23 protein-coding genes are annotated in these 18,938 nt (G+C 59.6%); 17 read left to right on the top strand and 6 right to left on the bottom strand.

Going from position 1 to position 18,938, the window contains the following annotated elements; all coding sequences use genetic code 11:
• Nucleotides 1-16 precede the first annotated feature (16 nt).
• Entirely contained in the window at nt 17-2,260 is a 2,244-nt protein-coding gene (gene parC / locus BLR31_RS11915; protein WP_090596593.1) for a DNA topoisomerase IV subunit A, read from the top strand.
• Between the two features lie 22 nt (nt 2,261-2,282).
• Here the strand turns inward: parC and BLR31_RS11910 are convergent, their stop codons facing one another.
• From BLR31_RS11910 to hemB, 5 genes are all read right to left on the bottom strand, one after another.
• Nucleotides 2,283-3,296, bottom strand: a complete 1,014-nt coding sequence (locus BLR31_RS11910; RefSeq protein ID WP_090596590.1) for an endonuclease/exonuclease/phosphatase family protein — start codon at nt 3,294-3,296, stop codon at nt 2,283-2,285.
• A gap of 1 nt (nt 3,297) precedes the next feature.
• Nucleotides 3,298-4,056: an arginyltransferase gene (locus BLR31_RS11905; RefSeq protein ID WP_090596588.1), complete on the bottom strand. Its 759-nt coding sequence runs from the start codon at nt 4,054-4,056 to the stop codon at nt 3,298-3,300.
• An 84-nt stretch (nt 4,057-4,140) separates the two neighbouring features.
• Entirely contained in the window at nt 4,141-4,665 is a 525-nt protein-coding gene (locus BLR31_RS11900) for an RDD family protein (protein ID WP_090596585.1), read from the bottom strand.
• 78 nt (nt 4,666-4,743) lie between these two features.
• On the bottom strand, nt 4,744-5,436 hold the full coding sequence (locus tag BLR31_RS11895; RefSeq protein WP_176762636.1) for an SDR family NAD(P)-dependent oxidoreductase: 693 nt from the start codon (nt 5,434-5,436) through the stop codon (nt 4,744-4,746).
• A 31-nt stretch (nt 5,437-5,467) separates the two neighbouring features.
• Entirely contained in the window at nt 5,468-6,481 is a 1,014-nt protein-coding gene (gene hemB, locus BLR31_RS11890; protein ID WP_090596582.1) for a porphobilinogen synthase, read from the bottom strand.
• Between the two features lie 152 nt (nt 6,482-6,633).
• Between hemB and BLR31_RS11885 the strand changes: the two genes are divergently transcribed.
• The 10 genes from BLR31_RS11885 (at nt 6,634) to nusB (ending at nt 14,135) form a co-directional block, all read left to right on the top strand.
• Nucleotides 6,634-7,014 (top strand): DUF6163 family protein, encoded by a 381-nt coding sequence (locus BLR31_RS11885; RefSeq protein ID WP_090596579.1) that lies wholly within the window; start codon nt 6,634-6,636, stop codon nt 7,012-7,014.
• A 286-nt stretch (nt 7,015-7,300) separates the two neighbouring features.
• Entirely contained in the window at nt 7,301-7,804 is a 504-nt protein-coding gene (gene ldtR / locus BLR31_RS11880) for a transcriptional regulator LdtR (RefSeq protein WP_090596576.1), read from the top strand.
• 255 nt (nt 7,805-8,059) lie between these two features.
• Nucleotides 8,060-9,337 (top strand): L,D-transpeptidase family protein, encoded by a 1,278-nt coding sequence (locus BLR31_RS11875; RefSeq protein WP_176762635.1) that lies wholly within the window; start codon nt 8,060-8,062, stop codon nt 9,335-9,337.
• Nucleotides 9,338-9,357: 20 nt separating this feature from the next.
• On the top strand, nt 9,358-9,561 hold the full coding sequence (locus tag BLR31_RS11870) for a DUF6898 family protein (protein ID WP_090596572.1): 204 nt from the start codon (nt 9,358-9,360) through the stop codon (nt 9,559-9,561).
• Between the two features lie 108 nt (nt 9,562-9,669).
• Nucleotides 9,670-10,968 (top strand): serine hydroxymethyltransferase, encoded by a 1,299-nt coding sequence (gene glyA / locus BLR31_RS11865; RefSeq protein WP_090596569.1) that lies wholly within the window; start codon nt 9,670-9,672, stop codon nt 10,966-10,968.
• 4 nt (nt 10,969-10,972) lie between these two features.
• On the top strand, nt 10,973-11,452 hold the full coding sequence (nrdR, locus tag BLR31_RS11860; RefSeq protein ID WP_090596566.1) for a transcriptional regulator NrdR: 480 nt from the start codon (nt 10,973-10,975) through the stop codon (nt 11,450-11,452).
• A complete protein-coding gene (gene ribD / locus BLR31_RS11855; protein WP_090596563.1) occupies nt 11,449-12,543 on the top strand; it encodes a bifunctional diaminohydroxyphosphoribosylaminopyrimidine deaminase/5-amino-6-(5-phosphoribosylamino)uracil reductase RibD in 1,095 nt (364 codons plus the stop codon). Before nrdR ends, ribD begins: the two co-directional genes overlap by 4 nt.
• Before the next feature lie 3 nt (nt 12,544-12,546).
• Nucleotides 12,547-13,155: a riboflavin synthase gene (locus BLR31_RS11850; RefSeq protein WP_090596561.1), complete on the top strand. Its 609-nt coding sequence runs from the start codon at nt 12,547-12,549 to the stop codon at nt 13,153-13,155.
• Between the two features lie 2 nt (nt 13,156-13,157).
• Nucleotides 13,158-13,640 (top strand): 6,7-dimethyl-8-ribityllumazine synthase, encoded by a 483-nt coding sequence (locus BLR31_RS11845; RefSeq protein WP_090596558.1) that lies wholly within the window; start codon nt 13,158-13,160, stop codon nt 13,638-13,640.
• 3 nt (nt 13,641-13,643) lie between these two features.
• Nucleotides 13,644-14,135: a transcription antitermination factor NusB gene (gene nusB / locus BLR31_RS11840; protein WP_090596555.1), complete on the top strand. Its 492-nt coding sequence runs from the start codon at nt 13,644-13,646 to the stop codon at nt 14,133-14,135.
• A 51-nt stretch (nt 14,136-14,186) separates the two neighbouring features.
• Here nusB and BLR31_RS11835 read toward each other — a convergent pair whose 3' ends face one another.
• A complete protein-coding gene (locus tag BLR31_RS11835; protein ID WP_090596552.1) occupies nt 14,187-14,633 on the bottom strand; it encodes an outer membrane protein assembly factor BamE in 447 nt (148 codons plus the stop codon).
• Nucleotides 14,634-14,789: 156 nt separating this feature from the next.
• Here BLR31_RS11835 and BLR31_RS11830 point away from each other — a divergent pair, with 156 nt between their 5' ends.
• The 6 genes from BLR31_RS11830 (at nt 14,790) to BLR31_RS11805 (ending at nt 18,920) form a co-directional block, all read left to right on the top strand.
• Entirely contained in the window at nt 14,790-15,317 is a 528-nt protein-coding gene (locus tag BLR31_RS11830; RefSeq protein WP_090596549.1) for a ubiquinol-cytochrome C chaperone family protein, read from the top strand.
• Nucleotides 15,314-15,853 carry a YceD family protein gene (locus BLR31_RS11825; protein ID WP_090596546.1) on the top strand — a complete coding sequence of 180 codons (540 nt, stop codon included), beginning with the start codon at nt 15,314-15,316 and terminating at the stop codon, nt 15,851-15,853. Before BLR31_RS11830 ends, BLR31_RS11825 begins: the two co-directional genes overlap by 4 nt.
• Nucleotides 15,854-15,964: 111 nt before the next feature.
• Nucleotides 15,965-17,026, top strand: a complete 1,062-nt coding sequence (gene plsX / locus BLR31_RS11820; RefSeq protein WP_090596543.1) for a phosphate acyltransferase PlsX — start codon at nt 15,965-15,967, stop codon at nt 17,024-17,026.
• Nucleotides 17,027-17,028: 2 nt separating this feature from the next.
• The gene (locus BLR31_RS11815; RefSeq protein ID WP_090596540.1) at nt 17,029-18,006 is read left to right on the top strand and encodes a beta-ketoacyl-ACP synthase III; all 978 of its coding nucleotides are present in this window, start codon (nt 17,029-17,031) and stop codon (nt 18,004-18,006) included.
• A gap of 83 nt (nt 18,007-18,089) precedes the next feature.
• Nucleotides 18,090-18,401 carry an integration host factor subunit alpha gene (locus tag BLR31_RS11810; RefSeq protein ID WP_090596536.1) on the top strand — a complete coding sequence of 104 codons (312 nt, stop codon included), beginning with the start codon at nt 18,090-18,092 and terminating at the stop codon, nt 18,399-18,401.
• A gap of 24 nt (nt 18,402-18,425) precedes the next feature.
• Nucleotides 18,426-18,920, top strand: coding sequence for a MerR family transcriptional regulator (locus BLR31_RS11805; RefSeq protein ID WP_090596533.1), 495 nt, complete (start codon nt 18,426-18,428; stop codon nt 18,918-18,920).
• The last annotated feature ends 18 nt before the right edge of the window (nt 18,921-18,938 follow it).

The following is an 18,938-nucleotide window of genomic DNA, read 5'->3' as shown; positions in this document are numbered from 1 at the left end:
GAAAGCAAGGACCGATATGGCCGAAGTAATGGACCCGCCGGGTGGTGACGAACGCATCGTCGATCTCAAGCAGGCGCTTGAAGAGCGATATCTTTCTTATGCAATTTCGACCATCACCCAGCGCGCCCTGCCAGATGCCCGTGACGGTCTGAAACCGGTCCATCGCCGCATCCTCCACGCCATGCGGCTGCTCAAGCTCGATCCGGGGCAGGGCTACAAGAAATCGGCGCGTATCGTCGGTGACGTCATCGGTAAGTTCCACCCGCATGGCGATCAATCGGTCTATGATGCGCTCGTGCGTCTCGCCCAGGATTTCGCCGTTCGCTATCCGCTTGTCGATGGCCAGGGCAATTTCGGCTCGGTCGATGGCGATAGCGCGGCGGCCATGCGCTACACCGAAAGCCGCATGACCGAAGTCGCCTCGCGCCTTCTCGAAGCGATCACCGAAGACGCCGTCGACTTCCGCCCAAATTACGATGGCGAAGACGAAGAACCCGTCGTCCTGCCGTCCAATTTCCCCAATCTGCTCGCCAATGGCTCGAGCGGTATCGCAGTGGGCATGGCCACGAACATCCCGCCCCACAATGTCGCCGAACTCTGCGACGCGTCGCTGCATCTTCTCGCCAATCCCGAAGCCACGGCCAAAGACCTGATCCGCTTCGTCCCAGGCCCCGATTTCCCCACCGGCGGCATCCTGGTCGATGAGCCCGCGTCCACCGAGCAGGCCTACACCACAGGTCGCGGCAGCTTCCGCATCCGCGCCAAGTGGGAAGTCGAGGACAATGGTCGCGGCACCTATAACATCGTCATCACCGAAATCCCCTACGGCGTGCAGAAATCGCGCCTTGTCGAAAAGATCGCTGAACTCCTGCTTGCCCGCCGTCTGCCGCTCTTGAAAGACGTGCGCGACGAGAGCGCCGAGGACATCAGGCTCGTCCTCGAGCCGCGCGCCCGCACCGTCGATGCCGTTTTGCTAATGGAATCGATGTTCAAGCTCACCGAGCTCGAAACGCGCTTCTCGCTCAACATGAACGTGCTCGACAAGGGCCAGATTCCGCGTGTCATGAATTTGGCCGAGGCGCTCAGGGCCTGGCTCAATCACCGCAAGGATGTCCTCGTCCGCCGCTCGCGTTATCGTCTGGGGCAGATCGAGCACCGTCTCGAGGTCTTGGGCGGCTACCTCGTCGCCTATCTTAATCTCGACGAGGTGATCCGCATCATCCGCGAGGAAGATGATCCCAAGGCCGAGATGATGGCCAAATGGGATCTGACCGAAGTTCAGGCGGACGCCATCCTCAACATGCGTCTGCGGTCTTTGCGCAAGCTCGAGGAATTCGAGATTCGCACCGAGTTCGACAAGCTCACCGAAGAAAAGACCCACATCGAAGCCATTCTCGGTTCGGAAAAAAAGCAGTGGGGCATCATCACAACCGAGGTGACCGATCTGCGCAAGGCGTATGGGCCCGACACCAAGCTGGGCCGCCGCCGCACCCAGTTCGCCGCCGCGCCCCAGACGGATCTGGCCGACATCGAAACCGCAATGATCGAGCGCGAACCGATCACCGTCATCCTTTCGCAAAAAGGATGGATCCGCGCTCTCAAAGGTCACAACAACGATCTGGCGACGCAAAGCTTTAAGGCCGACGATCGCCTCAAGATCGCCTTCACCTGCGAAACGACCGACAAGCTCCTGATGCTCACGACAGGCGGGAAGGTCTACACCCTCGGCGCCGACAAATTGCCCGGCGGACGTGGCCACGGCGAACCCGTGCGTATCATGGTCGATATCGAGGAGGGGCAGGACGTCGTCGACCTCTTCATCTACCGACCCGGCGCCAAGCGCCTCATCGCCTCCGACATCGGCAATGGCTTCGTGGTGACTGAAGACGATCTGATCGCCAACACCCGCAAGGGCAAGCAGGTCCTCAACGTCTCCAGTCCCGGCGAGGCAAGGCTGTGCGTGCCCGCCGCCGGCGACATGGTCGCGGTCATGGGCCAGAACCGCAAGCTCCTGATCTTCCCCGCGGCCCAGCTGCCGGAAATGAACCGCGGCAAAGGTGTGCGGCTGCAAAAATACAAGGATGGCGGCATCTCGGACGCCAAACTCTTCAACGCAGCCGAGGGCCTGACATGGACCGATTCATCGGGGCGCACCTATTCGAAATCCATGGATGAGTTGCGCGACTGGGTCGGAGACCGTGCCCAGGCCGGCCGACAGCCGCCGACGGGCTTCCCACGCAACAACAAGTTCGTGGGCTAACCGCTTTCGATGACTCGTGGATTTACGGTTCAGCGACCGAGAATTCCACGACAATCGGCAGGTGGTCGCTGCCGCTGGGATCGTCGGTTCGCAGCGTGTGTATCTGCGTGCCGCCACGCGTCATGACGTGGTCGATCGGCAGGATCGGAAACATCGGGCGCCAGTCGCGCAGATAGTACCAGAGCGTTGGAAAGGTCGGCACATTCCGCGTGTGCCGCACCAGCCCCGCCTCGGCCACGAAATTGCGCAAGGCGTAAGACCACGGCGTTGAATTGAAGTCGCCCACAACGATCAGCGGCGCATCCACCGTCGACAAGGCGTCGCGCAACATCGCGAACTGGATCGCCTGCCGCGTAATCGGAGCCGGCCAGTCGTTATGCGTCGTCGCCAGCGCAAAATCGGGCGCGTCGGGCACATCGAACCTGACGATGATCCGCGCCGTGCGATCCTGACTCATGATTGATGATGAGCACGCATCAGCCTCAAGGGGCTCAAACGGGATCTTGGCGTAGAGACCAACAAACGCCCTCTGCCCGCCGGCGCAATACTGGAAATGCGGATACCGTTCCGCAAGGAGGGGATGCAATATCGACCGCACTTGTGGGCTGTACTCCTGCAGCGCCACGATATCGGGATCAATTGTCCCAACAGTTCGGGCAATCGTTTCCGGCTCCTCGTTGCGTCCGAAAACGTTGAACGTCATCAGCCGATAAGTCGGGTTATCCCCGGTGATCGGTGGGCGTGGTAAAAAGCCTGCAACGGTCTCGGGCACGTAGATCACACTGGATGCCACCAAGCCCGTCGCCGCAATAGCCAGTGCCAACGAGCGTGCTGCAGCGAATTTGACGAAGAACGGCGTGGTGATGACGAGCGCGATGAGCCCGAAAAACAGAACCGGTTGTGCGTGGTTGGCAAGATCCATCGCGGGATAGATGAACCCCAGCACTCCCGAGACCGCCATGCCGGCCAGGATACAGCACGCCAACAGGAACCCCGCGGCCACGAGTGCCGCTATAATCGATTTGAGGCGCTGCACGTTATTCGGCGTCCGGAGGCAAATCGGGATCCAGTTCGACCCAGCCCCGCGCCCCTTTTTGGACCTCAAGTGGCTGAAATCCGACTTTGTAGGCCATCTTGGGCGAGTCCTTCACCCAATACCCGAGATAGAGATAGCCGCCCATCTCGGCAGCGCGCGCAATGTGGTCGAGGATCATCATGGTGCCCAGTCCGCGGCGCCGCAACGCAGGGTCAAAGAAACTGTAGACCATCGAGAGGCCATCGGGCAGGGGATCGGTCAGCGCAACGCCGACCAACTGGCCCTCGGCAAGGCCGTCCGCATCGGCCCGCATGCGATATTCGATCAACACCGAGCGGACGGGCGTATCCTCCACCATGAATTCATAATCGAGATAGCTCATCTGCGTCATGCCGCCGCCGTCATGGCGGGCATCGAGATAACGTTTGAACAATCCGTATTGCTCGGACGTCACCATCGGCGCCACGACCTCAGAGGCGATATCCGCGTTGATCCGAAGATTTCTGCGATGGCGTGTGGCGGGGGTGAAGGCCTTGGCGTTCACGCGAACGGACTGGCAGGCATCACAATCGAGGCAAGCGGGGCGATAGATCAGGTTCTGGCTCCGGCGGAAGCCATGGTCGGACAGCAGGTGGTGCAACGCGCTGGCCCTGCGCCCAGAAAGGTGGGTGAACAGTTTCCGCTCCTGCTGCCCCGGAAGGTAGGGGCAGGGCGAGGGCGCCGTCAAAAAGAACTGGGCGCTTTCCGGGGTGTGATCCATCGCGGCTACTCGCTTGGCCCAATATTGCAGTGTGCCAAGTGTAATCGGCCCGGGCCAAAGGTGCAACGCGGCAGATCGTTACTGTCAGATGGTGGACCCGGTACGGGCATGGTCGGCCCAGTGCCGCTCCATCGGCGATCGCCGGACCATGAGCGTGCCCACGATCATGTCGTGCAGCAATTGACGACGACCCGTGACAAGTCCGATCAGCAGGATGAATGGCGTCAGGATCGACGTGCTCAGCCAGAAGATCACAACGTGGATCATGGCCATCCAGCCATCGAGCGGTGCGCTGCGCGTCGGTGTGAGGATGATGTCCATCGCCCGCATGCCAAGTGTCGCACGCGACGGCGAACCCAGTGTCACCGCGTAATAGGCGATAAATGTCAGCGGAACGATGATCGGGATCGAAAACCATGTCAGCCCGAACGTGAACACCCCGAGAATACCGGCAAGCAGCGTGATGACCAGTATCGCTGCGCCCATGATCACGCAGTCGATCAGAAATGCAAAGACACGTCGCGTCAGGACGCCCTCGAACAATTCGGGCGAATCCGCCGGGCTGGGCAGGTCGCTGCGCAAAATGCGGCCAAGAAAATCGGTTGCCATGGGTCCATGCTCCTCAGGTTGCCGAACATGTTGGGACCAATCGGCCGCATGACAAGTCCATTGCCACGATTTCGTGCATCAGTAAGGCAATCGCATGCCCGTCCGATCGAAAAACCCGCCCGAATCTGCGACCCGCAATTTGTCGAGCCCACCAAGAATGGCAGAAGCTGCCTCCTCCGGGGTCTGAACGTCCAGTCCCGCCCGGGAAAACGGGCGCGACAGGGGCGTATCCACCGTTCCAGGATGCATCGCCACGAGTACGGCCTCTTTGTGTGTCCGTCCGAGCTCGATAGCGCAAGTGCGCACGATCTGGTTCAGCGCGGCTTTGGACGCGCGATAGCTGTGCCAGCCACCGAGTCGGTTGTCACCAATGCTGCCCACTTTGGCCGACAAAACGATGACCAGTGAACGACCCGACCGTGGCAGGAGGGGCAGAATGTGTTTCAGGACAAGCGCCGGCCCGATCGTGTTGATTGCAAAAGAGCGGGCGAGGGCATCGACGCTCAACTGCCTGTTGGACTTTTCCGGCGCGATAGTCCCGTCATGGAGCAGCCCCGTTGCCACGATCACCAGACGTATGGCGCCTAATGGGGCGATGGTCTCGATCGCGTCAACGACCGAGGTCTCATTGGTGAGGTCGAGAGGCGGCTTGCCTGTTCGTGAAAGTCCGGTCACTTGGTCATACCGACCCGACGCGCTCAACCCGTCAAAAAGCGCGCGCCCAATGCCTCCGGAAGATCCGACGATGATAGCTTGTGTCGCTTCGGCCATGACCACTATACGCGCCGCGCGACACTTCCGATCACCCGTTGATCTTGCGCGCCATGTCGAGGGCGAAATAGGTGAGAATGCCCGAGCATCCGGCGCGCTTGAAAGCCATCAGGCTTTCCGCCATGGCCGCATCGCGCTCCAGCGCACCCGCCTCCGCGGCGATTGCGATCATCGCGTACTCGCCCGAGATTTGATAGGCGAACACGGGTACGTCGAACCGGTCCTTGAGCATGCGGCAGATGTCGAGATAGAGCATCCCCGGCTTGACCATGATCCAGTCCGCACCCTCGGCCAGATCCTGCTCCACCTCGCGGATTGCATCCTCGGAGTTGGCGGGGTCCATCTGATAGCTGAGCTTGGTGCCCTTGAGACGCGCACCGGACCCGACAGCCTCGCGGAACGGTCCGTAGAATGCAGACGCGTATTTCGCCGCGTAGGAAAGAACGATGGTGTTGTCCAACCCCTCTTCGTCCAACGCCTCCCTGATCGCCCCGATCCGCCCGTCCATCATGTCCGAGGGCGCAATGACATCGGCACCGGCGCGCGCCTGAACCAGCGCTTGCTGAACCAGGATGGCGACCGTCGCGTCGTTGAGGATTTCGTCGCCATCCATCACCCCGTCATGGCCATGGCTGGTGTATGGATCGAGAGCGACGTCGGCGACAAGGCCGATTTCGGGAACCGCATCCTTGATGGCCGAAAGCGTCCTGCAGACGAGATTGTCGCGGTTTGTCGCCTCACGCCCGTTCTCGGTGCGCTTGGACGGATCGGTATTGGGAAACAGGGCAAGCGCGGGAATGCCTTCCGCATGCGCCGCTTTCGCCGCCTCGACCGCGAGGTCGATCGACAGCCTCTCGACGCCCGGCATGGTCTTGATGGGTTGACGCTCGTTTTGGCCCTCGACGACAAAGATCGGCCAGATCAGGTCGGACGGCGCAAGGGTGTTTTCCCGCACCAGATCCCGGCTCCAACTCGCCATGCGCGGGCGCCGCAAGCGGCGTCCCTGCAGAAATGTCATGTCGTGCTTGTCCCACTGCGTGGTCATCGGGCATCTCCGTCGTCGTGTTAGCCTCTGTTTAACAGCCACATGCGGGCTGGCAAGGGGAGGGGGCGGGCCAATAGTCCCGCTTGGACGCGGCGCGTGTCTTGTCGTTGGACGCCAAATCACGTTAGCTCAAGGAGAACTGGGAACTCGGAATGGATTCGCGAAACGATCCGACGGCGCTTCTGGCCCGCATCCTTGCTATCGTCAGCCTGTTTGTCGGGCTGGGCGACGCCGCTGCTGTTCTCGGCATCGGCGCGGCTGCGGCCGGCCAGGCCTCGACGGCGGGCTTCATCTTTCTCACAGCGCTCAGCGTTACGCGCCTTTTCGCTGCCGTCGGATTGTGGATCGGAATGCAATGGGGCGCTCTGGTTTTGCTCGCCTCACTCGTCATCGAAATCGCCCTCTACCTTTCAGGGAGCGACTGGGTTCGTCTCAGTTTGTGGGGCTTTATCTTCAAACTTGCCATCTTGCTGGCAACTATTGGCATCTTCGGATTCGCGCAGGTTTTGGGCAGGCGGCACGCCGCGGACTGACCCTGCGAGATCAACTGACGGCACGATTAGCCCGCAATTTTCCGCTTGGATGCAAACCCCTCAAAGCCCTTTATCCGCAGGGTCATCACCCCTCGCGCAAGGGCGTTTACACTCTGTAATGGTTACAGATTTCGTTACCGGTGTAAGGAAGTGAAAACCTAAAAACGCCAAGTTTTCCCGTAAGATAACATTAAGCGTGTCCCTTAAGTCGATCTTATGGGGCGAGCGCTAGGTTGGCATCACAGACGCGAAAAATCGCGCAAATAACGACAGTGAGGCAGAACCAATGGCTAACAATACTTCCGCAGCAAAGGCCGATGCGCAGCGTCCCAGCCTCAAGCCGCTTTACCTCGAAGCAGTGTCGCGCGTCGAACGCCTTCATCGCCGTCTTCTCGACCTGATCAAGGACGAGTTCGACCGGATGGGTTGGGATGATATCAACCCCGTCCAGGCGCTGCTGATGTTCAACATCGGGGATAGCGAATTGACCGCCGGCGAACTGCGAACTCGCGGTTACTATCTGGGCTCGAATGTCTCTTACAATCTCAAGAAGCTTGTCGAAACCGGCTACATCTTCCAGGAGCGCTCCAAGACAGACCGTCGTTCGGTGCGCATCCGCCTGTCGCCCAAGGGCGAAGAAGTCGCCGAAGTCATCGACGAGCTTTACGAACGCCACCTCAATTCGATCGAAAAGGTCGGCGGTCTAGGCGAATCGGATTTTTCCGGATTGAACACCGCGCTGTCGCGTCTGGAGCGTTTCTGGGTCGATCAGATCCTCTACAAGCTCTAGGCTTACGCTTTATTGTGGCATTGGTGTCACACCGAACAGTCAAACGCCGGCCAGAGTGCCGGCGTTTCTTATTTGCGCCGCAAATCAATTTTAGCTGGCAATAAGTCGAGCTAAGAACGCAGTCGCCGACTTGACGCACCACAATCTCGGTTACGGTGCGGTCAAACCAAGGTGAGCGCCGTTGTTATCAAGTTGGACTTGATGCAAAAGGGCGGCTCGGCATTTCCTGCTGTTACGATAGGTGAATTAAACGCAATGCGCGACGATTCTGGAAAAATCAATCGGCGGACCGTCATGGCAGGCATGTCTGCCCTTGCCGCCACTGCAGCCTTCTCGGCGCCGGCCTATTCCCAGTCTCTCTTTAGCAATCTGCTGGGCGGTGGCCGCCGCGTCGTGACCCAGGAACAGTTGGAGTTGAACTCCCGACAGGCGATGGACGCCATCGGCGGGTTCGATCCGATCGTGTCGGTCGACACAGAGTACAATCTTCAGCGCGTCGCCGAATATTACGAGCGCCTGAACGCCATCGGCGGCTGGCCCGACGTTCCCGAGGCGATTTTCCGTCTGTCGCTCAACTCCGAAAATCGCGCCGTTCGCGATTTGCGCGGCTATCTTGCCCACACGGGCGATCTTTCGCAGGACGTAGCGCTGTCGGATCAGTTCGATACGGACGTCGACGCCGCGGTGCGCGGGTTCCAGGCGCGTCACGGACTTCAGATCAACGGCCAGATCGACGAATTTACCTATTGGGCCATGAAAGTTCCCGCCGCGACCCGGCTGAACCAGATCAAGCTCAACATGGAACGCGTCCGCGGCCTTGAGGGCCGCTTGGAAGACCGCTACGTGAACGTCAACATTCCGGCTGCTGCCATTGAGGCCATCGCCTCCAAGCAGGTGGCCCGCCGTCATACGGCCGTCGTCGGCAAGATCGATCGCCAGACGCCGATCCTGCGCAGCCGCATCCACCAGATCAATTTCAATCCATACTGGACCGTTCCGGTCTCGATTATTCGGCGCGATATCATCGGGTTGGTCAACAACAACCCCAATTATCTCAACGAATACTCGATCCGGATTTTCGACGGCAGCGGCCGGGAAGTGCCCCAGAGCGCTATCGACTGGTCGACAGAGGAAGCGGTCAACTACACCTTCCGTCAGGATCCCGGCGCCCAGAACTCCATGGGTAACGTCAAGATCAATTTCCACAATCCGCATGCGGTCTATCTCCACGATACGCCGCAGCAGACATTGTTCTCCGAAAACGCGCGTTTCCACTCGTCGGGCTGTGTGCGAGTTGCCAATGTCGCCGACTTCGTCGCGTGGATCTTGCAGGATTCGGGCTACGACATCATTGGCGTCAACGGCGCATTCGCGTCGGGCGAACGCCTCGATGTCAGCGTCTCCAATCCCGTGCCGATCTTCATGACGTATTTCACGGCGTGGGCAAACCGCAACGGTGTCGTGAGTTTCCGCGATGACGTTTACGAATACGATGCCCAGGGCAAGATCGACTTCCCTGAAATCAGCGCCTGACGATCAGGCTCGGGGGCGACATGAGCAGCGCTGGCCAAGGTCGTGAAGTGCTGTTCGAGTTCCGCCAGGCTGGTCCGCAGATCAGGGTGGCGGCGATAGATGTCGAAACAGGCATCGAAGTCGTCGCCATCGCTCCGCTCACCGCGAGTGAAACGCAGATGAAAAATCTTGCGCTGGCAAAACTGCGCCGGCGCATCGAGATGGATACGGGCAAGGGAACCTGACCGTCTCTCGCTTTCCCGATCTTTGCTTGGAATCGCTTGACGCCTCGTGCTATGCGGAGCGCGCTTGCTTGCCATTCAGCACTCCTGCAACAGGTCGAGGGTCCGCCAATGAGCGCCACCGGGACAGCCCCACTTTTTCCTGATTTCTTCTCGCGTACGATTGCCGATCACGATCCGGTCGTCGCCAAGGCGATTGCCGATGAACTCGGTCGCCAGCAAAACGAGATCGAATTGATCGCCTCCGAAAACATCGTTTCGAGCGCTGTGCTCGAAGCGCAGGGTTCGGTGATGACCAACAAATACGCGGAAGGCTATCCGGGCCGGCGTTATTACGGCGGTTGCCAGTATGTGGACGTTGTTGAACAACTCGCCATCGACCGCGCCAAGGAACTGTTCGGTTGTGAATTTGCCAACGTGCAGCCCAATTCGGGTTCGCAAGCCAATCAGGGCGTCTATCAAGCGTTGCTCCAGCCGGGCGACACGATCCTTGGCATGAGCCTTGATGCCGGCGGGCACCTGACCCACGGGGCAAAGCCCAACCAGTCCGGAAAATGGTTCAACGCCATTCAATACGGCGTGCGCCAGCAAGACGGTCGCGTAGATATGGATTCGGTGCGGGCGCTTGCCGCTGAGCACAAGCCCAAGATGATCGTCGCCGGGTTCTCAGCCTATTCGCGTATTCTCGATTGGGCCGAATTCCGTGCTATTGCCGATGAAGTGGGTGCTTACCTTTTCGTCGATATGGCGCATGTGGCTGGGCTGGTTGCAGCGGGTGTCTATCCCAACCCGTTCCCCCACGCCCACGTCGCGACCACGACCACGCACAAGACGCTTCGCGGACCGCGCGGTGGCTTGATCCTCACGAGTGACGAAGCGATCGCAAAGAAGATCAATTCGGCCATCTTCCCCGGCATTCAGGGCGGCCCTTTGATGCATGTCATCGCAGGCAAGGCCGTTGCATTCGGCGAGGCATTGACCCCTGAGTTCAAGCAGTACGCGCGTCAGGTAGTCGATAACGCTCAGGCGCTTGCAGAAACCCTGGTCAAGGGCGGTCTGGAAATTGCCACCGGCGGCACCGACAATCATTTGATGCTCGTTGACCTGCGCCCCAAAAAGGTCACCGGCAAGGCGACCGAGGCCGCTCTGGAGCGGGCAAATATCACGACTAACAAAAACGCCGTGCCGTTCGATCCGGAAAAGCCGGCTATTACATCGGGTATTCGGGTGGGAACGCCGGCGGCCACGTCGCGCGGGTTTGGCGTCGAAGAATTCCGCCTTGTGGGCGAATTCATGGTCGAAGTCATCGACGGTCTTGCTGCCAATGGCGATGACAACAACGGCAAGGTCGAGGCTCAGGTCAAGGAAAAGGTCCTCGAACTGACCGCCAAATTCCCCATCTACGGATAAAGTCATGCGCTGTCCCTATTGCGGGAATGACGATACGCAGGTCAAGGATTCCCGGCCCACCGAGGATTCCAACGCCATCCGCCGCCGCCGTGTTTGCAACGGTTGCGGCGGACGCTTCACGACGTTCGAGCGCGTGCAACTGCGTGACCTGACGGTCGTCAAGAAATCGGGCCGCAAGGTTCCGTTCGACCGCGAGAAGCTGGCGCGATCCGTCTATACTGCGCTGCGCAAACGCCAAGTCGACCCCGAAACCATCGAGCGCATGATTTCGGGCGTCGTCCGGCAGCTTGAGAGCCTGGGCGATGTGGAGGTGACATCCGACCAGATCGGCGAATACGTCATGGATGGCCTAAAGGGCCTCGATGACGTGGCCTTCGTGCGTTTCGCCTCGGTCTATAAGAACTTCGCAAGCGCCGATGATTTTCAATCGTTTCTGACGGAAATGGGAGCCGACGCGCCAGCTCTTCCTGAGGATGACGAGTGAGCGACCTGACGCCAGCCGATTTGCGCTGGCTTGAGGCTGCTGTGCGCATCGCCATGCCATTCCGCGGAACGACAGCGGAGAATCCGACAGTCGGGGCCATCGTTGTCTCGCCCGATGGCCGCGTTTTAGGTCGTGGCGTCACAGCGGCAGGTGGGCGTCCTCATGCCGAGCCACAGGCGCTGGCCATAACCGGCAACGGCACCAACGGCGCAACGCTTTACGTCACCTTGGAGCCCTGCAACCATTGGGGCCAGACGCCGCCTTGTGTCGATACTGTGCTCACCTCAGGCGTTAAACGAGTTGTCTGCGGTGCGTCCGACCCCGATCCACGAACTGCGGGCCAGAGCATTGCAAAACTGCGCGCCGCAGGAATCGATGTTGCGGTGGGGCAGGGGCTAGGCGCCATCGAGCGGTTGCACGAAGGGTTTTTCTCACGCATCCGCCACGGGCGTCCCTTCGTGACTGTAAAACTCGCGGTTTCAAGCGATGGAATGATTGGCCGCCGCGACGACGGCAATGTGGCGATCACGGGCGATGAGGCGCGCCGCTGGACCCACATGCAGCGGGCCATGTCGGACGCGATTGTTCTGGGCGCGGAGACGGCTCGGCTCGACAATCCGCGACTTGATGTCAGGCTGCCGGGCCTCGCGCTGCGGCGGCCCGTGCGTGTTATCTTGGCTGGCCGAAAATCACTGCCACCCGACCTGACTCTTTTTAATCGGCAATCTGGCCAATCCACTGTCATCATTACAGAAAACGACCGTGCTGAATCATTGTCTGAACTGAGCAATGTTGTCGCTGTCTCAGGCGAAAGCGGTCGCCCCCACCCGGCCGCCGCGCTGGTTGCGCTCGCAAAGCGCGGCATCGGGCGCGTTCTGGTGGAGGGAGGCGCGGCACTCACCGATACCCTCCTCGATGCCGGCCTCGTCGATCGCTTTCACCTGCTGCTCGGAGTGGGGACGGTCGGGACGGACGGGGTTCCCGCCACTGTTCATCCAGATATGACCCAGCGTTTGCTGGAACTGGGATTTGTGCCTGTTGAAACCCGATCGCTGGGGTGCGATATGCTCACGACCTTCGAGAAAGTCTGATCCATGTTCACCGGCATCATTACCGATATAGGCACGCTTCTTTCCGTCGAAGAGCGCAACGACGGACGCAAGTTACGCATCGGCACTATCTATGAGCCAGATAGTATCGACCTCGGAGCGTCGATCATGTGTGAGGGCATATGCCTGACCGTGACCGAAAAGGGGAGCAATGATGGCCAGAACTGGTTCGACGTGTTCGCCGCACGCGAAACGCTCGACGTGACAAAAGTCGGCGACTGGCAGGCTGGGCGGCGCATCAACCTCGAACGCTCGCTCAAGGTGGGCGACGAGCTGGGCGGGCACATCGTTTCCGGCCATGTGGATGGCATCGCGACGATCCTCGAGCGCAAGGACATCGGCGACCAGATCACTTTCGTCCTAGAAGCTCCCGACGACTTGTCGCCGTTTATCGCCAAAAAGGGCGGCGTTGCGCTGAATGGTACGTCATTGACCGTGAATTGGGTCGACGGCCATCGGTTTTCAGTCCATCTCATTCCCCACACGCTCACAGCAACAAACTGGCCCGATTATACGCCGGGTGACGCAGTGAACCTTGAAGTTGATCTTATGGCGCGCTATGCCGCGCGCCTGCTCGAAACGCGACGGATTTAATTATGGCCAGTTCTGGCGACACTTTTGCAATTGCGCCTGGCTCAGCCAATGGCCAGCACTACCTCATCGTTGAGGCCCGCTTTTACAACGATCTGGCCGACGCGCTCCTCGAAGGCGCCAAGGCGGCTTTCGACGACGCCGGCGCGACCTACGACGTCGTCACAGTGCCGGGAGCGCTCGAAATACCTGCAGCTATCGCCATGGCGTCCGAACTCAAGGCAGATGCGTATGATGGATATGTCGCGCTCGGATGCGTGATCCGCGGCGAGACCACCCACTATGAAATCGTCTCGAACGAAAGTTCGCGCGCACTGATGGACCTGGCGGTCGCTGATGGCATCGCGCTCGGAAATGGTATCCTCACCGTCGAGAACGAGGATCAGGCTTGGGCTCGAGCGAAAATCTCCGACCAGAACAAGGGCGGTGGCGCGGCTGTCGCGGCCATGACCATGGCAGCCCTGCGTAATCGTCTGATGGAGGATTGAGCCGTGGCTGACCCCAAGGACACCAAGCCCGCCAACCAGCGCGGTTCAGCTCGTCTGGCAGCCGTTCAGGCGCTTTATCAGATGGATGTGGGCGAACAGACGCTCGAGGAAACGCTGAGCCAGTTTGAAAGCTTCCGGCTCGGTCGTGAGTTGGAAGGCGATCAGTACCTGCCTGCCGACGCCGACTATTTTCGCCACATCGTGCGCGGCGTTGTGCAGAACCAGATCAAGCTCGATCCGGTCGTCAATTCCGCCCTTCAGTCCGGCTGGCCGATGACGCGCATTGATGCCACGCTTCGCGCGTTGCTGCGGGCAGGGGTGTTCGAGTTGACCATGCGCAAGGATATTCCCTTCAAGGTCGTTATTCGCGAATATGTCGATGTGGCACACGCCTTCTACGAAGACGAGGTGCCGGGCATGGTCAACGGCGTCCTCGACGCGGTGGCGCGCAAATATTCTGAGGGCTATGGCGGCGGAGACAAGCCCGCTTCCTGAGCACCGCGCGACACGTTATCGATGCCGCTTAGCAGCGAATGCGTGCTCGCGTCAGACTGACGCGAGCAGCGATTGCACGAAGCTCTGGTCTTCGCCAAACGAGCCGGTACGACGCTGTTCGATTGCGAAAACGCGGCCATCTTCCAGCGAGTAAACGGCCTTGTCGGTCACCCTACGATTGCCGTCGAAATAGACGGCAACGACCTTGCGTTCCTGAATCGAGGTCAATCCGAAGGCTGTCTGCGTCACCTTGGTCTCTACGTAGTACCAAGCCGTTTCGCCACCGAAGGTGCTTGTGGTTTGCGGCGAGCCCAGAACAATGCGCACGAGGTCCTGGCTCGATCCGGGCTGCACCTGACGTACCGCATCGTCGGGGAGAACGTAGCCCTGCGTGCGCTCCGCCACCAGGCCGGTGCCGGAGCAGGCCGACAATGTCAGCCCGAGAGCGATCGCCGTGGCGATGGGGGAAACGCGGACAAGGACGTTACGCAGGGTCATGGAATTGACTTTCCTCAGGTCTTGCGACTATAGCCTCGCGACGATGCGCCAGGGATTTCCGGTGTTGTTTAGCCGTCCAAGGATAGTTCTGGCAAGCGGCGGCGCCAAATTCTTAAACCACGACCGCCACTTTCCTCGTACGCGAGATGCGATGACATGATCCTGTCTTTGTTCCGCAAGACCAAGTTCAGCGAACCCGTTTACGCCGTGTATAACGCCATTGTGGCGCAATCCCGGCGCCCGGTTTTCTATGCCGAATGGGGCGCTTCCGATACGATGACGGGGCGTTTCGACATGATTTCGCTTCATGCGGCGCTGGTCTTTCGCCGGCTGCGCTCGAGCGAAAAGCTGACACGTGATTTCTCGCAGAATGTCTTTGATTGCTTTTTTAAGGATATGGATCGCTCGCTTCGGGAGATGGGCGTGGGTGATCTCTCCGTCGGAAAGCGTATCGAAAAAATGGGCAGCCTTTTTTATGGCACGCTGACAAATCTGTCTTCGGCCCTGGAAACAGGAGATCGCGACGCGGTGAGCGGCTTCGTCTCACGCAATTTCCATGATGGAAAAGCCCATCCAGAAGCCGACAAATTTGCCGATTATATTCTGCTCTGCGACGACCTGTTGGCCACGCAATCGATTGAGGACATCATGGCCGGCAAAGTGACGTTCGGAGAGCCCAAATGACCCGCAGACTTGATCCCCTTGACCTCGATGCCGTCGTCAAAGTCGACAAAATTCCCCCGTCCGGCCGCGTCATCATCATCAATTCTGACGACGAACAAAAAAAAGCGCTGGCCGACCGGCTCAAGGTCGATGTCGTCGAGGATTTTGCGGCGAAAGTTACCGTGACTCGCTTTCGCGGCGGACTTCGCGCGGAAGGCCGCGTATCAGGCACCATCGTTCAGGCGTGTGTCGTGACTGGCGATCCGGTGACGCAGTCAATCGATGAAGCTGTGGACCGGGTATATCTGCCAGGTCACGACGAAGCGAGTGAGGCGTCGGCTGGCGCCGAAGTTTTCGTCAATCTGGAAGACGATGACCTTCCGGACTATTTTGACGGAAACGAAATCGATCTGGCCGATCTCGTTTTGGAAGTGTTTGCGCTGTCCATCGATCTCTATCCCCGCAAACCCGGCGTTGAGCTCGATGAGGCGACGGCAGGCGATGATCCGGCAGCGCTTTCGCCTTTCGCGGCGCTCAAGTCGCTCAAGGCGGACTGAACCCAAAATGACCCGCGCGGTTGACAACCTTGCCAGTGGACGTCCATTGGCTATGGTGTGCGCGGGACCGGAGACGCCCGCGCTTTCAGCGGGCATGCACTAAGGCAGGCAATGAGTGGACAGATAACGATCTCCGTGGATGCCATGGGCGGGGATAATGCCCCGCGTGCGCCAATCCACGGAGCCAAGCTCCTTTTGCGGGAGCGACCTGACGTGCGCTTCATCTTTCACGGACGCGAGGAGGTGATCGGACCGCTTCTCGAAGAGTTCTCCGAACTGAAGGCCGTCTCGGATATTCGTCACAGCGAAACCGTCATCACGATGGACGACAAACCCAGCCAGGCGTTGCGCAAGGGAAGGGGCAATTCCTCCATGTGGGCAGCAATCCAGTCCGTCAAGGACGGTGAGGCCCAGGTTGCGATTTCGGGCGGCAACACCGGCGCGCTGATGGCGATGGCCACGTTTTGCCTGCGGCCGATCCAAGGCATTTCGCGACCAGCCATCGCCGCAATCTGGCCCACGCTCCGATCCGATATCGTCGTACTCGACGTGGGTGCCACGATTGGTGCGGACGCTGACCTCCTCGTCGATTTCACCATTCTTGGCTCCGCGCTCGCAAGGGCACTGTTTGACACCGACACGCCTTCGATCGGCCTGCTCAATGTGGGCGTTGAAGAGGCGAAGGGTAATGAATGGGTCAAGGACGCGGGCAAGATCCTGAGCGAAACCCATGGTGCAGGCTTTGAGTATCGCGGTTTCGTCGAGGGCGACGATCTTGGGAAGGGCACGGTCGATGTCGTCGTAACCGAAGGGTTCACCGGGAACATCGCGCTCAAGACTGCCGAAGGAACGGCCCGTCAGGTCGGCACATATCTGCGCAACGCCATGACATCTTCGATCATGAGCAAGATCGGGGCTCTGTTCGCGCGCCAGGCGCTGTCGGCGATCAAGAGCAAGATGGATCCGCGCACGGTCAACGGCGGTGTGTTTCTTGGCCTCAATGGCGTCGTGATCAAGAGCCATGGTGGCACCGACGAGATTGGCTACAAGAGCGCGCTTGGCCTGGCTTATGACATGGCGCGCAACGATCTCATCGAAAAGATCGGGGAAGGTATCAGACGCTTCCCCCGGCCGGATGCTCCGGCGACCATATCGAATCCGGAGGCACCGTAGGCGTGACCAAAATTCAATCTGTTGTGCGAGGCGTCGGGGGATATCTGCCCGAGCGCGTGATGACCAATGAAGACCTGTCCAAGTTCGTCGACACGTCCGATGAGTGGATCGTCCAGCGCACCGGCATACGGCAACGCCATATTGCTGCAGAAGGCGAGCTGACGTCCGATCTCGCGCTCAAGGCATCGCAGCGCGCCTTGCACAAAGCCGGGCTCACCGCGAGCGATATCGATCTCATCATCGTGGGTACGACCACGCCGGACCGAACCTTCCCGGCCACTGCAGCGATTCTCCAGCAGAAACTCGGAATCACCAAGGGCACCGCATTTGACGTCCAGGCCGTGTGCTCGGGCTTTGTTTTCGCCGTTGCGACGGCCGACAGCTACCTCAAGACCGGCATGGCCAAGCGCGCTCTAGTCATTGGCGCCGAAACCGCATCGCGCATCCTCGACTGGAACGACCGCACGACTTGTGTCCTGTTTGGTGACGGGGCGGGCGCCATGGTGCTTGAAGCCCAAGAGGTCGCCGATGATGCGCCGGAAAACGGTGTACTGGTATCGAGCCTTCGCACCGACGGCACCCATTGGGAAAAGCTGTATGTGGATGGCGGCGTCTCGTCGACTCAGACGATCGGCCATTTGCGCATGGAGGGTCGTGAGGTCTTCAAGCATGCCGTTGGGATGATTTCGGACGTGATCGAAGATGTGCTGGAAAAGACCGGCAAGGCCACAGCAGATCTCGATTGGTTCGTGCCTCACCAGGCTAACCGCCGGATCATCGATGGCGCGGGCAAAAAGCTCGGCATTCCCGAGCAAAAGACAATCATCACGGTCGACAAGCACGCCAACACATCCGCAGCGTCCGTGCCGCTCGCGCTGTGGGTTGCCAGTGAAGATGGACGAATCAAATCGGGTGATCTGGTTATGATCGAGGCCATGGGCGGCGGCTTCACCTGGGGCGCTTCGCTCATTCGCTGGTAGGCGTTGACCCTGCGATCATTTGGGCGTTAAGTGGTTGAAATCTTGGGGGCTGTTAGGGTCGCAGAGAGGTTGAGGGGTAAACCATGGCGGGAAAAACAGTCACGCGGGCCGATTTGGCCGAAGCGGTCTATCAATCGGTTGGGCTGTCGCGCACCGAGTCGGCGGAACTCGTTGAGCGTTTTTTGCAGCTCTTAAGCGACGCGCTGGCCACGGGTGACAACGTCAAACTTTCTTCTTTCGGCTCCTTCCAGGTACGGTCCAAGAATGAGCGGGTAGGGCGGAATCCAAAGACGGGCGAGGAAGTGCCGATCCTGCCCCGGCAGGTTCTTGTGTTTAAACCCTCCAATGTCTTGAAATCCAAGATCAACAAATCTATGGTCCGCTCTGGAAAATAACAATTTTTCACGGAGCAGGTCGCGTTGGACAAATCGCCAGACGCCTTCCGGACCATCTCCGAAGCGGCGGAAGAACTTGATCTCCCCCAGCATGTGCTGCGCTTCTGGGAAACGCGGTTCAACCAGATACGGCCTCTGAAACGGGGCGGCGGTCGCCGGTATTACCGGCCTGACGACGTGCAGTTGCTCAAGGGCATTCGGCACCTCCTTTATGATCAGGGTTTCACGATCAAGGGCGTCCAGCGCATCCTCAAGGAGCAGGGGGCCAAGCACGTGATCGCCATCGGCGATACCGGGTCCATTGTTCCCATCGCGCCCCAATCTCCCGACGATGTCGTCGTGCCTGACCATGATTACGAAGACATCGATGATTTGACTGCGTTGCCTGCGCCTGAGCGACATACTGAAACATTGCATGGCGAGACAGCGGGGCTTTCAGCCGAGCAACGGGACCGGCTTAACACGGCGCTGGAATTGCTAGAGGATTGCCAGGCGCTCATAAGTCGCGCTCGCGGCTGAATTAAAACCGGACAAACT

Origin of the sequence: Pelagibacterium luteolum (assembly GCF_900100665.1) — a bacterium.
Lineage (GTDB): Bacteria > Pseudomonadota > Alphaproteobacteria > Rhizobiales > Devosiaceae > Pelagibacterium > Pelagibacterium luteolum.
This window is presented reverse-complemented; position numbering and strand designations above follow the sequence as displayed.

What these genes read in the sequence shown, in the direction of transcription:
- BLR31_RS11900 (WP_090596585.1), bottom strand. Translation starts at nt 4,665, where the DNA reads ATGGCAACCGATTTTCTTGGCCGCATTTTGCGCAGCGACCTGCCCAGC.
- BLR31_RS11835 (WP_090596552.1), bottom strand. Translation starts at nt 14,633, where the DNA reads ATGACCCTGCGTAACGTCCTTGTCCGCGTTTCCCCCATCGCCACGGCG.
- BLR31_RS11825 (WP_090596546.1), top strand. Translation starts at nt 15,314, where the DNA reads ATGACCCGCAGACTTGATCCCCTTGACCTCGATGCCGTCGTCAAAGTC.
- ldtR (WP_090596576.1), top strand. Translation starts at nt 7,301, where the DNA reads ATGGCTAACAATACTTCCGCAGCAAAGGCCGATGCGCAGCGTCCCAGC.
- BLR31_RS11850 (WP_090596561.1), top strand. Translation starts at nt 12,547, where the DNA reads ATGTTCACCGGCATCATTACCGATATAGGCACGCTTCTTTCCGTCGAA.
- BLR31_RS11810 (WP_090596536.1), top strand. Translation starts at nt 18,090, where the DNA reads ATGGCGGGAAAAACAGTCACGCGGGCCGATTTGGCCGAAGCGGTCTAT.
- BLR31_RS11830 (WP_090596549.1), top strand. Translation starts at nt 14,790, where the DNA reads ATGATCCTGTCTTTGTTCCGCAAGACCAAGTTCAGCGAACCCGTTTAC.
- BLR31_RS11870 (WP_090596572.1), top strand. Translation starts at nt 9,358, where the DNA reads ATGAGCAGCGCTGGCCAAGGTCGTGAAGTGCTGTTCGAGTTCCGCCAG.
- hemB (WP_090596582.1), bottom strand. Translation starts at nt 6,481, where the DNA reads ATGACCACGCAGTGGGACAAGCACGACATGACATTTCTGCAGGGACGC.
- parC (WP_090596593.1), top strand. Translation starts at nt 17, where the DNA reads ATGGCCGAAGTAATGGACCCGCCGGGTGGTGACGAACGCATCGTCGAT.
- BLR31_RS11895 (WP_176762636.1), bottom strand. Translation starts at nt 5,436, where the DNA reads ATGGCCGAAGCGACACAAGCTATCATCGTCGGATCTTCCGGAGGCATT.
- BLR31_RS11845 (WP_090596558.1), top strand. Translation starts at nt 13,158, where the DNA reads ATGGCCAGTTCTGGCGACACTTTTGCAATTGCGCCTGGCTCAGCCAAT.
- plsX (WP_090596543.1), top strand. Translation starts at nt 15,965, where the DNA reads ATGAGTGGACAGATAACGATCTCCGTGGATGCCATGGGCGGGGATAAT.
- glyA (WP_090596569.1), top strand. Translation starts at nt 9,670, where the DNA reads ATGAGCGCCACCGGGACAGCCCCACTTTTTCCTGATTTCTTCTCGCGT.
- BLR31_RS11905 (WP_090596588.1), bottom strand. Translation starts at nt 4,056, where the DNA reads ATGGATCACACCCCGGAAAGCGCCCAGTTCTTTTTGACGGCGCCCTCG.
- nrdR (WP_090596566.1), top strand. Translation starts at nt 10,973, where the DNA reads ATGCGCTGTCCCTATTGCGGGAATGACGATACGCAGGTCAAGGATTCC.
- BLR31_RS11875 (WP_176762635.1), top strand. Translation starts at nt 8,060, where the DNA reads ATGCGCGACGATTCTGGAAAAATCAATCGGCGGACCGTCATGGCAGGC.
- BLR31_RS11885 (WP_090596579.1), top strand. Translation starts at nt 6,634, where the DNA reads ATGGATTCGCGAAACGATCCGACGGCGCTTCTGGCCCGCATCCTTGCT.